Source organism: Curtobacterium sp. SP.BCp (assembly GCF_051903255.1).
GTDB lineage: Bacteria > Actinomycetota > Actinomycetes > Actinomycetales > Microbacteriaceae > Curtobacterium.
This window is the reverse complement of the sequence record NZ_CP194338.1, coordinates 1,732,011-1,747,189: the sequence shown is the minus strand read 5'-3', so window position 1 is coordinate 1,747,189 and position 15,179 is coordinate 1,732,011. Positions and strand designations below refer to the sequence as shown.

Here is a 15,179-nt window from a genome sequence, read left to right as displayed (position 1 = left end):
CATCCGTGTCCGAATCCCGAGAGCCCGACGCCTTCGCCAGGCTCCGTGCGTTCGTGGCGTCCGACCGGCCGCGCACCGAGACCACCGTCACCGAGATCCCCTCCCCGTCGCGGATCGCGCCGTGGTCCCTCGCACTCGCGGCGGACGTCTCCGGCGCCGCCCACGGGGTCGACTCCGACCTCGGCACCGGCCGGTTCATCGCCCTGTACGACCCCGAAGAACCCGAGGGCTGGGACGGCGCGTTCCGCATCGTGACGTTCGCGCAGGCACCGCTCGAGCCGGAGATCGGTGTCGACGAGTTCGTCGCCGACGTGACGTGGAGCTGGCTCGTCGACGCCCTCGCAGCGCACGGCGCGACGTACGACCACGCGTCCGGGACGGCCACGAAGATCATCTCGCGCGGGTACGGTGACCTCGCGGCGCAGGGCGACGGCGCGCAGCTCGAGCTGCGGGCGTCGTGGACGCCGCGTGACGAGGACCTCACGGCGCACGTCCGAGCCTGGGAGGACATCGTCGCGATGCTCGCGGGCCTGCCGCCCACCTCGGACGGCGTGACCCTGTTGGCCCCGAGGAGGACCGCACGTGACTGACCCCGCTCCGTCGACCGGTGCTGCCGCGTCGGACTCGTCCCCGTTCGAGGAGGGGCACGCGACGGTACACGTGATCGAGTCGCGCACCGAGTACCTCGCCGCGGTCGAGGCGCTCGCGGGTGGCTACGGGCCGGTCGCCGTCGACGCCGAACGCGCCAGCGGGTACCGGTACTCACAGCGCGCCTACCTCATCCAGGTGTTCCGGCGAGGAGCGGGTTCGTTCCTGTTCGACCCGATCGCGATCGGTTCGTTCGCCGAGTTGCAGGACGCCATCGTGGACGAGGAGTGGCTGTTCCACGCCGCCTCGCAGGACCTCCCGTGCCTGCAGGAGGTCGGACTCGTCCCCACGAGGATCTTCGACACCGAGCTCGGTGCGCGAATCGCCGGGTTCCCCCGGGTCGGGCTCGGCGCCGTCGTCGAGCAGCTGCTCGGCATCACGCTCGCGAAGGCGCACTCCGCCGCCGACTGGTCGACCCGACCGCTCCCGCAGTCCTGGCTCGTGTACGCCGCGCTCGACGTCGAACTGCTCCCCGACCTCCGGGACGCCCTCGCGGCGGTCCTGGACGAGGCGGGCAAGACGCGGATCGCGGAGGAGGAGTTCGCCGCCGTGCTGGCTCGCGCGCCCAAGCCCCCGCGCGCCGAGCCCTGGCGTCGTCTCTCCGGCATGCACGCCCTGCGCGGTGCTCGTGCGCTCGCGATCGCCCGTGCGCTGTGGACGGCGCGCGACGAGTACGCCCGCGAGGCGGACATCGCCCCGGGTCGGACCATCCCCGACGCCGCGATCGTCGCAGCGGCGGCCGCGAACCCCGCGTCGAAGGGCGAGCTCGCCGGGCTCAAGGCCTTCACCGGACGTGCGAGCCGGAGCGAGATGGACCGCTGGTGGGCCGCCGTCGAAGCCGGTCGCACGACCGAGGACCTCCCCCGGCTCCGCGCCGTCGGCGACCCGTCGCTGCCGCCGCCCCGTGCGTGGGCCGATCGCAACCCCGAGGCCGACCGTCGCTACAAGGCGGCACGTGCCGCGGTCGTCGCGCGCGCCGAGGCACTCGACCTGCCCGTCGAGAACCTCCTGACGCCGGAGACCCTCCGTGTCGTGTCGTGGGAGCCGCCCGCGTCGATCGCGACCGAGACCGTCGGAGCCGCCCTCGCCGCGCACGACGCCCGGCCGTGGCAGGTCGAGGAGACGGCGTCGATCATCGCGCAGGCCTTTGTCGCTGCTGCACAGGAGCCTGCTGCTGAGAGCAACACCGGCTCGTAGGAACACCCCAACCGGCATGCGTCCGCCCAGGCGGCGGGCATAGCGTCGGTACCGTCGCCGGGTACGACCCGGCCGGTCGGGGCGGAACGTGCCCCGACTCGATCGATGAGGATCTGGAGGCCCAGATTGCCCAAGGCAGCAGACGTCGTCTTCGTTGACGGCGTGCGGACACCGTTCGGACGTGCCGGAGAGAAGGGGGTGTTCTGGAAGACCCGCGCGGACGACCTCGCGGTCCACGCGATGCGCGGCCTGCTCGACCGCAACGCCTCCCTCGACGGTGCCGCCGTGGACGACGTCGCCGTCGCGGCCACGACGCAGCAGGGCGACCAGGGGCTCACCCTCGGTCGAACCGTCGGGATGCTCGCGGGCCTGCCGAAGTCGGTGCCTGGTTACGCGATCGACCGCATGTGTGCCGGAGCCATGACGAGCGTCACGACCCTCGCCGGCGCGATCGCCTTCGGCGCGGCCGACGTCGCGATCGCCGGTGGCGTCGAGCACATGGGCCGTCACCCGATGGGCTTCGGTGCCGACGTCAACCCGCGCTTCGTCGCCGAGCGCATGGTCGCGACCGACGCGCTCGTGATGGGCTCCACCGCCGAGCGTCTCCACGACCGTTTCCCGGCCATCACCAAGGACCGCACCGACGCCTACGCCGTGCAGTCGCAGCAGCGGTACGCCGCCGCGTGGGCAGCCGGCAAGCTGCAGCCCGACGTCGTCCCGGTCGAAGTCAACACCGGCGAGGGCTGGGACATCGTCACGAAGGACGAGCCGCCGCGCCCGGGCACCACGCTCGAGGCACTCGCCGCCCTCAAGACGCCGTTCCGCCCGCACGGCCGCATCACCGCGGGCAACGCGGCCGGCCTGAACGACGGCGCCACGATGAGCCTCCTCGCCTCCGCCGACGCCGCGAAGGAGCACGGCCTGCCGCAGAAGATGCGCATGGTGTCCTTCGCCTTCGCCGGGGTCGATCCCGAGGTGATGGGCATCGGCCCCGTCCCCGCGACGGACAAGGCACTCGCCAAGGCCGGGCTCTCCATCGACGACATCGGCCTGTTCGAGATCAACGAGGCGTTCGCGGTGCAGGTTCTCGCGTTCCTCGACAACTACGGCATCGCCCAGGACTCCACGAACGTGAACGCCTGGGGCGGAGCCATCGCCGTCGGTCACCCCCTCGCGTCCAGTGGTGTCCGTCTCATGACGCAACTCGCCGCGCAGTTCGCCGAACGCCCGGACGTGCAGTACGGCATCACCACGATGTGCATCGGGCTCGGTCAGGGCGGCACCGTCATCTGGGAGAACCCGAACTACTCGAAGTCCGCCGCCCGTTCCGCCCGGAAGGACGCCTGATCATGACCACCACCCCGATCGACCAGCTGACCGAGCTCAGCGCCGACGAGGTCGTCACCCACTCGTACGTCAAGCACGTCCCGCTTCCGTCGGGCGGCACGCTCGCCCTCGTCACGCTCGACAACGGCAAGGACTACAAGCGGCCCTCGACCCTGGGTCCCCGCACGATGCGCGAGCTGTCGGACGTCCTCGACACCCTGCGCGAAGCGGCGACCGCCGGGAGCATCCAGGCGGTCGCGATCACCGGCAAGGAGTACTGCTTCGCCGCCGGTGCGGACCTGTCACAGGCGGCAGCGCTCCCCTCGCGCGAGGTGGCGCACGAGCTCGGTGTGCTCGGACACGCCACGCTCCGTAAGCTGTCCGACCTCGGAGTGCCGTCGTTCGCGTTCGTGAACGGCATCGCCCTCGGCGGCGGACTCGAGATCGCGCTGCACTGCACCTACCGCGTGTTCTCGTCGGCCGCGCAGGGCATCGGGTTGCCCGAGGTCTTCCTCGGCATCATCCCCGGCTGGGGCGGTGCCACACTGCTCCCCCGGCTCATCGGCCCGGAGAAGGCGCTGCGGGTCATCGTCGAGAACCCGCTCAAGAACAACCGGCTCATGGACGGCACGGCCGCGGTCGAGCTCGGCATCGGTGATGCGCTCATCCCCTCGGTGACCTTCCTGCCGTCCGCCGTCGCCTGGGCCGACGGCGTCGTGTCCGGCCGGACCAAGGTCGTCCGGAAGAACGAGCCGGGCATGCTCGAGAAGGCAGCGTGGGGCACGGTCGTGAAGGTCGCGCGTGGCCAGGTCGCCGGCAAGATCGGCACCGTGCCGAAGTCGCCGTTCCGTGCGCTCGACCTCGTCGCCGCTGCTCGCGGGGGTTCCCTCGACGAGCGGTTCGCCGACGAGGACGACGCCCTCGCCGACCTGCTGTCCGGTGACCAGTTCGCGGCGTCGATGTACGCGTTCGACCTCGTGCAGAAGCGTGCGAAGCGTCCCGTCGGTGCCCCCGAGGGTGTCGAGCCGCGGAAGATCACGAAGGTCGGCGTGCTCGGCGCCGGACTCATGGCCTCCCAGTTCGCCCTGCTCTTCGCCCGTCGTCTCAGCGTCCCCGTGGTCATCACGGACGTGTCGCAGGAGCGCGTGGACGCCGGCGTCGCCCGCATCCACGAGTCGGTCGACGAGATGCTCGCGAAGGGTCGTGTCTCCCCGGACGAGGCGAACCGCATCAAGGCGCTCGTCAGCGGCTCGGTGTCGTACGACGCCTTCGCGGACGCCGACTGGGTGATCGAGGCCGTCTTCGAGGAGATGAGCGTCAAGCAGGACGTGTTCCGCAAGATCGAGCAGGTCATCGCGCCGGATGCGATCCTCGCCACGAACACCTCGTCGCTCTCGGTCTCCGAGATGGGGTCCGTGCTGTCCGACCCCTCCCGCCTGGTCGGCTTCCACTTCTTCAACCCGGTCGCGGTGATGCCGCTGCTCGAGGTCGTCCGGACGGCGGACACGTCCGACGAGGTGCTCGCCACGGCGCTCTCGGTCGCGAAGACCCTCAAGAAGACGGCGATCATCACCGCCGACCAGCCGGGCTTCGTCGTGAACCGCGTGCTCGCGCGGGTCCTCGGTGAGGCGATGCGCGGTGTCGAGGAGGGCACCCCCTTCGAGACCGTCGCGGACGGCGCCGCTCCCCTGGGTCTGCCCATGTCGCCCTTCGAGCTGCTCGAACTCGTCGGCCTGCCCGTCGGTGCGCACGTCCTCGACTCGCACCACGCCGCCTGGCCGGAGCGCTTCTACCCCGGTGACGGCCTGAAGCGCATCGCCGAGCACGGGAAGATCCTCACGCGCGACAAGAAGGGCAACGCGACCGGGTACGACCCCGCTGCCGTGAAGCTCGTCGCACCGGCTCGGCGTGATGCGAAGCCGGTCGACGCCGCCACGATGCAGCAGCGGTTCGAGGACGCCCTCGCCGACGAGGTGCACCGCATGCTCGAGGACGGCGTCGTGCAGCACGTCGAGGAGATCGACCTCGGGCTGATCCTCGGCGCGGGTTACCCGTTCCAGGCGGGCGGCATCAGCCCGTACCTCGACCGCTCCGGCGCGTCCGAGCGGGTGTTCGGCGGCCGGTTCCACGACCCCGCGATCGTCGGGCCCGCCTCGCGCTGACGCCCCGCGCTGCGGCCGCCGCCCGCACAACCGAAGTCACCCCGAACCACGGTCCCCCGCGGTTCGGGGTGACTTCGGTTGTGCGAACGCGATCGGAACCACGCGCACCGCGCCGTCGCGCGCCTCGCCTCTGCTGCCCGGCGTAGCGTGCAGCCATGCGGCAGGAGTGGTGGGCACCGAGGACGACGAACCGTCCGTCCGTCGTCGTGCCGGTCCCGCTCGCCGAGGTACCGGCGCTGCTCCAGCGCGCGGTCGATGCCGTGCCGGGAGCCGCGGCGATGGAGATCTGTGAGGACGGCGCAGTGGTCGGACGCCGGACCTCGTTCGCGCTCCGCGCCGAGAACATCGTGTTCGCCTTCCACCGAGAGGGACCGTCGTCGTCCCGCGTCGAGATCCTCCGTGAGGGCCGCGACGGCGCAGACTTCGGTCGCGTGCTGTTCGTCACCCCGATGGCTCGCGCGATCCTTCGGGGACTGCGCGACGGCTGAGTCCTTCGATCAGAGCGTCACGCAGTGCGTGCTCATCGAATTCGTCTTGCGATCTCTGAGTGTCGAATTCCTCGAGCCGTCCCGACCAACGTCGCTTCGTTTGCTCTGCTGCTCGTAGCTGGGACGAGATCACTGCCCTCCGCCATGACAACCGGGACAACCATGCCCTCCGCGGAAGGACGTTCGCCGCGATGATCATCGTCGTGGACAGGAAGAAGCCAACTCCTGTCCAGGTCTGCCCTCCTGCAGCGAGGAGAGCGCCGAAGAACAAGAGGAACAGTGGCACTGGAGCAGCGAACAGCATCGCGAAGATGCGGAGGAACGGGTTGCTCTCGGTGTCGCGAAGCGCGATGGCGCATGCGAACAACCCCTGACTCACAAGGAACAGCCCAACTGTGATCGAGATGTCCAGCACAGATGGGGGTGAATCATGAAAGCCCAGAACGAGGCACGTGAGTGACGGGACCCCGATTCCGCCGAGGATGGCTCCCGTCGCAGTGACATGACTCGCTTCAGCGAGTCGCGCTCGCGCATCAGCGACACGCGCGTCAGCTTGCGCAAACTCCGCGCGCGCTCGATCGAGTCGTAGGTCATGCCGCACAAGTGTCTCCGAACCCAGATCACCGGCGAGCACCACGACCACGAGCACTTCGAGCAACGCCACGAGGGATCTTCCGGTGTCGTGCTGCACCCCGATCGACCAGAACAGTACGAGGACGGCGCAAGTCGAGAACAACGCAGAGAGCGGGACCGCGTACCGCGTTGCACGGTTCAGTTCAGGGACAGGCATGGCACCCGGGACCACACGCGGCCCGATGACAACGGCGTAGAACCCGAGAAGGAGTGCCAGCGCGCCGCCGAACAAAGCATCGAGCGAACCTGCGATGCCCCCTCCGACGTTTGTAAGAACGACGTGCGCAGAGTCCCCGAACGTGCCATCCGTCAGGTCTTGGACGACCAGCATCGCAACGACGGTGCAGACCGCCGCCAGGACCGCGAGGGTGCAAGCTGACGCGAGCACCAGTTGCATACTCGTCCGATTGCCGACGTTCGAGAAGGCCTCGGCGCTCACCGGTACACCTCTCGACGATGGGCAGCACGGACGACAGTGACGAGCAGCAGGTCGTCCTCGACCTCGTAGATCACTCGGTAGTCACCGATCCGGATGCGCCAGGCGAACTCAGTGCCGCTCAGCCTCCGCGATCCGCTCGGCCGAGGGTCGTCACGCAGTCCTTCGGTGGCGTCGAGCAAGCGCGTCCGGACGTTCTTCGGGAGCTTCCGGATCGCTCTCGCTGCAGCAGAGGTGAACTCGACGCTGTAGCGACTCACGCCTCCCCGCGGAGATCGTCGAGGGAGACGCGAGACCCGTCGTCTTCAGCCTTCGCATCGCGGTATGCACGAAGATCCGCAGCATCTTCCAGCTGCTCGAGGAGTTCGAGGTCATCAAGGCCGATCACGACGCCTGCGACCTTGCCGTTGCGGGTCACGGCGATGCGCTCGTGGCCGAACGTGGCCCGGCCCATCACGGCAGCGAGCTCAGCACGGAATTCTCTCGTCGTGAGGGATGCGGAGATGCTGTTCATGTGCACACCGTAGCCGATGTGTACACAAGCATCAACGCTCCGCGGAGCTCGTCTGCCGCGACCGCGCGGGCTTCGCCTGCGGCACCTTCGTCCCGACGACCTGGTCGATCACTTCGCGGGCGATCGTCTGCGCCGTCAGCCCGACGTCCTGCAGGATCTGCGACCGCGACGCGTGGTCGATGAACTCGTCCGGCAACCCGAGCTCGTTCACGCCCGTGTCCACCCCGGCCGCGCGGAGGTCCTGCCGCAACCGCGTCCCGACACCCCCGACGCGGACGCCGTCCTCGATCGTGATGACGAGCCGGTGGTCGCGCGAGAGGTCGATGAGCGACGCCGGGATCGGCACCACCCACCGCGGGTCGACGACGGTCGTCCCGATGCCCTGCGCCTCGAGCAGCGCCGCCGCCTCGAGCGCGACCGGGACCATCGACCCGACCGCGACGAACAGGACGTCGCGTTCCTGGTCTGACGACGGCGACCGCAGCACGTCGACACCGTCGGACAGCCGACGGAGCGCCGGGATGTCCGGCCCGACCTGCCCCTTGGACCACCGCAGCACGGTGGGGGCGTCGTCGACGGCGACGGCTTCGCGGAACTCCTCACGGAGGGTCGCGGCGTCACGGGGTGCGGCGATCCGGATGCCCGGCACGACCTGCAGGAGCGCGAGGTCCCACATGCCGTGGTGCGATGGCCCGTCCGGCCCGGTGATCCCCGCCCGGTCGAGCACGAACGTGACGCCGGCCCGGTGCAGGGCGACGTCCATGAGCACCTGGTCGAACGCCCGGTTGAGGAACGTCGCGTACAGGGCGACCACGGGATGCAGCCCGCCGTACGCGAGTCCGGCGGCGGTGGTCACCGCGTGCTGCTCGGCGATCCCGACGTCGATCACCCGGTCGGGGTGCTGCTCCTGGAACAGGTGGAGCCCGGTCGGCCGGAGCATGGCTGCGGTGATCGCGACGATGCGCTCGTCCGCACCACCGACCTCTGCGAGGGACGACGCGAACACCGACGTCCACGAGGGCCCCGACGAGACGTCGAGCGACTCCCCCGTCTCCGGGTCGATGTGCCCGACCGCGTGGAACTGGTCGGCCTGGTCGCGGAGCGCCGGCTCGAACCCGTGCCCCTTCTCCGTGATGGCGTGCACGATCGTGGGCGCCCCGTACGCCTTCGCCTGACGAAGAGCCGCCTCCATCGCCCGCTGGTCGTGCCCGTTCACCGGGCCGATGTACTTGATGTCGAGGTTCGAGTAGAGGGCCTCGTTGTTCGTGAACCGCGACAGGAACCCGTGCAGCCCGCCGCGCATCCCGCGGTAGAACGCACGACCGGGGGCGCCGAAGCGCGAGGCGACGGCCTGCGACTTCTCGAACAGCGCCCGGTACTCGCGGCGGGTCCGGACCGAGCTGAGGAACCGTGCCATGCCGCCGATCGTCGGCGCGTACGACCGCCCGTTGTCGTTCACGACGATGACGAGCCGACGGTCGTTGCTGTCGGAGATGTTGTTGAGCGCCTCCCAGGTCATCCCGCCCGTGAGCGCCCCGTCACCCACCACGGCGACGACGGTCCGGTCGGCCTGTCCGGTGCGCTGGAACGCGCGCGAGATGCCGTCCGCCCACGACAGCGACGACGACGCGTGCGACGACTCGACGATGTCGTGTTCGGACTCGCTGCGCTGCGGGTACCCGGCGATGCCGCCCCGTTCCCGGAGCCGCGAGAAGTCCTGCCGCCCCGTCACGAGCTTGTGCACGTAGGACTGGTGGCCCGTGTCGAAGACGATCGGGTCGTGCGGGGAGTCGAACACGCGATGCATCGCGAGGGTCAGCTCCACGACCCCGAGGTTCGGTCCGAGGTGCCCACCGGTCTTCGCGACCTCCGCTACCAGGAACCGCCGGATCTCCGCGGCCAGGTCGGTCATCTGCGCGTCGGACAGACGCTTGAGGTCGCGCGGCGACGTGATGCTCGGAAGCAGGTCCACGGGGCGCTCCTTTCGTGGGGCAGGTCCCCACACTATCCACGCAATCGGGCGACGGACTGGAGGCGCGGTGCCAGCTGGCACCGCGCCTCCAGTCCGTCAGGTGGTCGCGTCAGCGACCGGTACGGGCGCTGCTCAAACGAGCGAACGGAGCACGTACTGCAGGATGCCGCCGTTGCGGTAGTAGTCGGCCTCTCCGGGGGTGTCGATGCGGACGACCGCGTCGAACTCGACCGTCTGCTTGCCCGCCGGCGAGTGCTCGCTCGGCTCGGCCGTGACGTGCACGGTCTTCGGCGTGCGACCCTCGTTGAGCTCGGTCAGGCCGGAGATCGAGACGACCTCCGTGCCGTCGAGACCGAGGGACTCGACCGTCTCACCCGCGGGGAACTGGAGCGGGACGACGCCCATGCCGATGAGGTTCGAGCGGTGGATGCGCTCGAAGCTCTCGGTGATGACCGCCTTGACGCCGAGCAGGTTCGTGCCCTTCGCCGCCCAGTCACGGGACGACCCGGAGCCGTACTCCTTGCCGCCGAAGATGACGAGCGGGATGCCCTGCTCCTGGTAGTGCTGCGAGGCGTCGTAGATGAACGACTGCGCGCCGTCGGGCGTCGTGAAGTCGCGGGTGTAGCCTCCCTCCACGCCGTCGAGCAGCTGGTTGCGCAGACGGATGTTCGCGAACGTGCCGCGGATCATCACCTCGTGGTTGCCGCGGCGCGAGCCGTAGGAGTTGAAGTCCTTGCGGTCGACGCCGTGCTCGGCGAGGTACTGGCCCGCCGGGCTGTCGGCCTTGATCGACCCGGCCGGCGAGATGTGGTCGGTCGTGACCGAGTCGCCGAGCTTCGCGAGCACTCGGGCGCCGGAGATGTCCGAGACCGCGTCCGGCTGCATGGTCATGCCCTCGAAGTACGGGGGCTTCCGGACGTACGTCGACTCGCTGTCCCACTCGAAGGTGTCGCCCGTCGGGGTCGGCAGGTTCTTCCAGCGGTCGTCGCCCTCGAACACGGAGCCGTACTCGTGGGTGAACATCTCGGTGTCGATCGAGTCGTCGATGACCTGCTGGACCTCGCCGGCGTCGGGCCAGATGTCCTTGAGGAAGACGTCGTTGCCGTCCTGGTCCGTGCCCAGGGCGTCGTTGTCGAAGTCGAAGTGCATCGAGCCGGCGAGGGCGTACGCGATGACCAGCGGCGGCGAGGCCAGGTAGTTCATCTTCACGTCGGGGTTGATGCGGCCCTCGAAGTTGCGGTTGCCCGAGAGCACCGCGGTGACGGCGAGGTCGTTGTCCTGCACGGCCTGCGAGATCTCCTCGGGCAGCGGACCCGAGTTGCCGATGCAGGTGGTGCAGCCGTAGCCGACCGTGTAGAAGCCGAGGTCCTCGAGGTAGCTGGTGAGACCGGCCTTCTCGTAGTAGTCGGTGACGACCTTCGAGCCGGGCGCGAGGGTGGTCTTCACCCACGGCTTCGCCTTGAGGCCCTTCTTCGCGGCGTTCCGCGCGAGGATGCCGGCGGCCATCATGACCGACGGGTTGGACGTGTTCGTGCACGACGTGATCGCGGCGATCGCGACGGCGCCGTGGTCGATCGTGAACGCGTCGCCGTCGCCCACGGTGACGCTCGTCGGCTTCGTGATCGTGGTCGGCGCGCTCGACACGTGCGTCTCGGACGGCTGGGCGTACTCGTCGTCCTGCACGGCGTGCTCGTCACCGGGGGCCGCGGCCACCGGGTCGGACGCCGGGAAGGTGTCGGCGACGGCCTTGTCCTGCTGCGAGTGGTCGGCCGTGGCGTAGTTCTCGAGGTCGACCTCGAACTGGTCCTTGGCCTTCGACAGCTCGATGCGGTCCTGCGGGCGCTTCGGGCCGGAGATCGACGGGACGACCGTGGACAGGTCGAGCTCCATGTACTCGGAGTACGCGGGCTCCACCGACGGGTCGTGCCAGAGGCCCTGGGCCTTCGAGTACGCCTCGACCAGGGCGATCTGCTCCTCGGAGCGACCGGTCAGGCGCAGGTAGTCGAGCGTGACGGCGTCGACCGGGAAGATCGCGGCCGTGGAGCCGAACTCCGGGCTCATGTTGCCGATGGTCGCGCGGTTCGCGAGCGGGACCTCGGAGACACCCTCGCCGTAGAACTCGACGAACTTGCCGACGACGCCGTGCTTGCGGAGTTCCTGCGTGATCGTGAGCACCACGTCGGTCGCGGTGACGCCGGCCGGGATCGACCCGGACAGCTTGAAGCCGACGACCTTCGGGATGAGCATCGACACGGGCTGACCGAGCATGGCCGCCTCGGCCTCGATGCCGCCGACGCCCCAGCCGAGCACGCCGAGGCCGTTCACCATCGTGGTGTGCGAGTCGGTGCCGACGAGGGTGTCCGGGTACGCGTACAGCTCGCCGTCGAACTCGCGCGTGTAGGTCACCTTCGCCAGGTACTCGATGTTCACCTGGTGCACGATGCCGGTGCCCGGCGGGACGACCTTGAAGTCCTCGAAGGCGGTCTGGCCCCAGCGGAGGAACTGGTAGCGCTCACCGTTGCGCTCGTACTCGAGGTCGGTGTTGCGCTGCAGGGCGTCCTCGCGACCGAAGAGGTCCGCGACGACGGAGTGGTCGATGACCATCTCGGCCGGCGACAGCGGGTTGATCTTGTTCGGGTCGCCGCCGATCTGCGCCATCGCCTCACGCATGGTGGCGAGGTCGACGATGCACGGGACGCCCGTGAAGTCCTGCATGACCACGCGGGCCGGCGAGAACTGGATCTCGGTGTCGGGCTCGGCGTCGGGCTGCCACGAACCGAGGGCGCGGATCTGCTCCTCGGTGACGTTCGCACCGTCCTCGGTGCGGAGGAGGTTCTCGAGCAGCACCTTCAGGCTGTACGGGAGCTTCTCGTGCCCGGGCACCGTGTCGATCCGGTGGATCGCGTAGTCGACACCCCCAACCGACAGCGTGTCCTTCGAGCCGAAGCTGTTGACTGCAGCCACTGTGCCGCCTCCCTGGTTGATCGGTGTGCCCCCATCCAAGCGGGCCGCAGAACGTCCCACCAGCAAGGCAAACCTAAACCCGCCAGCCCGCGAGGGTCCGGCGGAAAGTATCTCGATGTCGAGACAACTCTACACCGTGGCGGTGTCGTCCTCGTCCTCGTGCCGGAACACCGTCCGGACGAGCAACCACGTCACCCAGAGCAGCGCGGCGTACAGCGGGACGCCCGTGATGAGCTTGATGCCGGCGAGCAGCTCGACCTGCGCGGTGAGGTACAGCGGGATCTCGATGAGCAGCCGGAGCGCGAACAGCCCGACCCACATCCAGGTCGCGACGGTCAGGACGCGGCGCTTCCCCGGGTCCGCGCGCCAGTCGGTCCCGGTGCCGTCCTCGTCCTGCGGCAGCAGCAGTCCGACGATCAGCCCGATGAGCGGCCGCCGGATCGCGAGCGTCACGAGCAGCACGACGAGGCAGACCACGTTGATGACGATGCCCGGGATGAAGTTGCTCTCGGCCTTCCCGGTCAGCAGCGCCAGCCCCGCCGAGATCGCCACGCCGAGGATGCCCGCGAAGCTCATCGCGAGCGACTGCCGCTGCACGAGCCGGAGCACGACGAAGACGAGGCCGATGACGACGGGGATCACGACGCTCGGGACGAGTTCCTTCGTCACCGCGTACACGATGAGGAAACCGAACCCGGGCAGCACCGACTCCGCGAGGCCCCGGACACCACCGACCGCCGTGAGCAGCGCACGGCCGGACGGCGCCTCGCCCGGGGCGACCTGGCCGATGCCGGCGTTCCGGACGGCGTCGCGGAGCTGGGCGTTCAGCGACAGCGGCTCGGCGCGCTCCGCCGCGAAGCGGTCGTCGTCGGGCGCGACCTTGTCGGAGGCGAGCCCGTCGGGCGCGACCCCGTCGCGTGCGATCCCGTCGGGCGCGACCCCGTCGGGTCGGGGGGTGTCGTCGTGGTCCGGCACCGTGCCTCCAGGCGGGGTCAGATCGCCGACTGCGTCGACTTCGGCATGTGCAGCGGGATGAGGTCGCGCGGCGGCATGGGCGTGGTGCCGCGCACGACGACCACGCTGCGGAACAGCTCCTCGATGTCGGCGGCGTCGTCCGGGGACTCGGCGGCCTTGCCGGCGATGACCCCGCGGAGGAACCAGCGCGGACCGTCCACGCCGACGAAGCGCGCCGGACGCGCCCCCTCGGTGACGCCGTCCTCGTTCGCGACCGGGACCTGGGCGCGGAGCTCGGGGCCGAACGGGCCGTCGACCTCGGTGACCTCGCCGCCCTGGCGTTCGATCTGCTCGGCGATCTGCGCGCGGATCTCGTGCCAGAGGCCGGTGGAACGGGGCGCGGCGAACGGCTGGACCTGGAGCGTCGACTCGTCGAAGTCGAGCCCGACGGCGACGACGCGCTGCGAGCCCTCCTCGACCTCGAGTCGCAGGTGCAGGCCCTCGCGCGGGAGCACCTTCACCCCGCCGAGGTCGACGTACGGACGGACCAGGTTCGCCTCGGTCTCGTCGTGCGGGCCGTTCTCGGCGCGGTCCTCGGGAGCGGACTTGTCGGTCGGTGCGACCGCGTCCACCTCGTCGAGGTCGGCGTCGGCGTCGGTGGCGATGTCCACCTCGGGGGTCGTCTCGGCGACCTCCACCTCGTCGGCGACGGCGTCCGCCACCTCGACCTCGTCACGCTTGCGGCGGCCGAACTTCATGCGCGGGATCCTTCCTGGACGTTCTCTGCGGCGCTGCTGACGGTACCGCTCCGGTCACCGTAGCCCGAGGAGCCGAACCCACCCTGGCCGCGGACGCTCTCGGGCAGCTCGTCGACGCGCGTGAACACGACCCGGGGCACGGGCATGACGACGACCTGCGCGATGCGGTCGCCGACGTGGACCTCGTACGGTTCGGAGGCGTCCGTGTTGAGCAGCGCGACCTTCACCTCGCCGCGGTAGCCCGCGTCGACGGTGCCCGGCGAGTTCACGATCGTGATGCCGTGCTTCGCCGCGAGTCCGCTCCGCGGGACGACGAACGCCGCGTACCCCTCGGGCAAGGCGATCCGCAGGCCGGTGCCGACGAGTCGACGCTCCCCGGGCTGCAGCACGAAGGCCTCGGCGGAGACGAGGTCGCCGCCGGCGTCCCCGGGGTGGGCGTAGTGGGGCGGGTTCTCCCCGGTCCAGAGGACGTCGACTGGTTCGGTCACGTGACGAGGGTAGTGCAGACCGTGACCGTTCCGTGATGTGCGGTGAGGACGCAGCCCGACTCGTGGTGGGATGGTCTCGTGACCCTGTACCGCGAACGACTCTGGGCCCCGCCGGCGCTCTACCTGGCGACGGCCCTCGTGATCCCCGCCAGCCTGCTCGTCTTCCTCCCCATCAGCGTGCTCGCCGGGGTCCTCGTGGCGATCGGGATGGAGATCGGGGTGCTCGTGCTCCTCTGGGCGCTCGCTCCGACGGTCGAGGTCACGGAGACCGAGTTCCGGGCCGGCCGGGCACACCTGCCTCGGGAGCTCGTCGGCGAGGTCGAGGGCTTCACCGGCGCCGACGCCACGGCCCAGCGCGGACCGCAGCTCGACGCCCGTGCGTGGACGCTCTTCCGCGGCTACGTCCGGGGCGTCGTCAAGGTCGAGGTCCGCGACGAGGCCGACCCGACCCCCTACTGGCTGGTGAGCGTCCGTCGTCCGGACGAGGTGGTGGCGGCGCTCCGCGCCTGACCCGCGATCTGACGGACGGGAGGCTCGTGGCGGGTGGGGAGCCTCCCGTCCGTCTGCTCGTAGCGCCGGGCGCGGCGCGCACGCGCTGGTCGCGCGCCGCTGGCCGCAGCCGCCGGCCGCCAGCCGCAC

The 15,179-nt window shown here is 70.0% G+C and carries 14 protein-coding genes; 6 read left to right on the top strand and 8 right to left on the bottom strand.

The annotated features are described in order from the left end of the window. The first annotated feature begins 5 nt into the window (after positions 1 to 5). From ACRQ4C_RS08430 to ACRQ4C_RS08410, 5 genes are all read left to right on the top strand, one after another. Positions 6 to 590: a DUF3000 domain-containing protein gene (locus ACRQ4C_RS08430; protein WP_290131877.1), complete on the top strand. Its 585-nt coding sequence runs from the start codon at positions 6 to 8 to the stop codon at positions 588 to 590. Beyond that, positions 583 to 1,845, top strand: coding sequence for an HRDC domain-containing protein (locus ACRQ4C_RS08425; RefSeq protein ID WP_439690817.1), 1,263 nt, complete (start codon positions 583 to 585; stop codon positions 1,843 to 1,845). Before ACRQ4C_RS08430 ends, ACRQ4C_RS08425 begins: the two co-directional genes overlap by 8 nt. A 105-nt stretch (positions 1,846 to 1,950) precedes the next feature. Further along, positions 1,951 to 3,192, top strand: a complete 1,242-nt coding sequence (locus ACRQ4C_RS08420; protein WP_439690816.1) for a thiolase family protein — start codon at positions 1,951 to 1,953, stop codon at positions 3,190 to 3,192. Positions 3,193 to 3,194: 2 nt separating this feature from the next. Beyond that, entirely contained in the window at positions 3,195 to 5,333 is a 2,139-nt protein-coding gene (locus ACRQ4C_RS08415; RefSeq protein WP_439690815.1) for a 3-hydroxyacyl-CoA dehydrogenase NAD-binding domain-containing protein, read from the top strand. A gap of 155 nt (positions 5,334 to 5,488) precedes the next feature. Further along, positions 5,489 to 5,821: a hypothetical protein gene (locus tag ACRQ4C_RS08410; RefSeq protein WP_439690814.1), complete on the top strand. Its 333-nt coding sequence runs from the start codon at positions 5,489 to 5,491 to the stop codon at positions 5,819 to 5,821. Here ACRQ4C_RS08410 and ACRQ4C_RS08405 read toward each other — a convergent pair. The 8 genes from ACRQ4C_RS08405 to dut form a co-directional block, all read right to left on the bottom strand. Next, positions 5,775 to 6,893 (bottom strand): hypothetical protein, encoded by a 1,119-nt coding sequence (locus tag ACRQ4C_RS08405; RefSeq protein ID WP_439690813.1) that lies wholly within the window; start codon positions 6,891 to 6,893, stop codon positions 5,775 to 5,777. The two genes, ACRQ4C_RS08410 and ACRQ4C_RS08405, sit on opposite strands and share 47 nt — an antisense overlap. Next, positions 6,890 to 7,150, bottom strand: a complete 261-nt coding sequence (locus ACRQ4C_RS08400) for a type II toxin-antitoxin system RelE family toxin (RefSeq protein ID WP_439690812.1) — start codon at positions 7,148 to 7,150, stop codon at positions 6,890 to 6,892. Before ACRQ4C_RS08400 ends, ACRQ4C_RS08405 begins: the two co-directional genes overlap by 4 nt. Further along, on the bottom strand, positions 7,147 to 7,404 hold the full coding sequence (locus tag ACRQ4C_RS08395) for a type II toxin-antitoxin system prevent-host-death family antitoxin (RefSeq protein ID WP_439690811.1): 258 nt from the start codon (positions 7,402 to 7,404) through the stop codon (positions 7,147 to 7,149). The genes ACRQ4C_RS08400 and ACRQ4C_RS08395 overlap by 4 nt, the downstream gene beginning before the upstream one ends. A 31-nt stretch (positions 7,405 to 7,435) precedes the next feature. Then, positions 7,436 to 9,376, bottom strand: coding sequence for a 1-deoxy-D-xylulose-5-phosphate synthase (dxs, locus tag ACRQ4C_RS08390; RefSeq protein WP_439690810.1), 1,941 nt, complete (start codon positions 9,374 to 9,376; stop codon positions 7,436 to 7,438). Between the two features lie 132 nt (positions 9,377 to 9,508). Then, a complete protein-coding gene (locus ACRQ4C_RS08385; RefSeq protein WP_439690809.1) occupies positions 9,509 to 12,340 on the bottom strand; it encodes an aconitate hydratase in 2,832 nt (943 codons plus the stop codon). Between the two features lie 129 nt (positions 12,341 to 12,469). Beyond that, positions 12,470 to 13,315 carry a DUF3159 domain-containing protein gene (locus tag ACRQ4C_RS08380; protein ID WP_290131886.1) on the bottom strand — a complete coding sequence of 282 codons (846 nt, stop codon included), beginning with the start codon at positions 13,313 to 13,315 and terminating at the stop codon, positions 12,470 to 12,472. Positions 13,316 to 13,332: 17 nt separating this feature from the next. Next, positions 13,333 to 14,052: a DUF3710 domain-containing protein gene (locus ACRQ4C_RS08375; protein WP_290131887.1), complete on the bottom strand. Its 720-nt coding sequence runs from the start codon at positions 14,050 to 14,052 to the stop codon at positions 13,333 to 13,335. After that, positions 14,049 to 14,540 (bottom strand): dUTP diphosphatase, encoded by a 492-nt coding sequence (dut, locus tag ACRQ4C_RS08370; protein WP_290131888.1) that lies wholly within the window; start codon positions 14,538 to 14,540, stop codon positions 14,049 to 14,051. The genes ACRQ4C_RS08375 and dut overlap by 4 nt, the downstream gene beginning before the upstream one ends. Before the next feature lie 78 nt (positions 14,541 to 14,618). Between dut and ACRQ4C_RS08365 the strand changes: the two genes are divergently transcribed. Further along, positions 14,619 to 15,050, top strand: coding sequence for a DUF3093 domain-containing protein (locus tag ACRQ4C_RS08365; protein ID WP_290131889.1), 432 nt, complete (start codon positions 14,619 to 14,621; stop codon positions 15,048 to 15,050). Positions 15,051 to 15,179 lie beyond the last annotated feature (129 nt).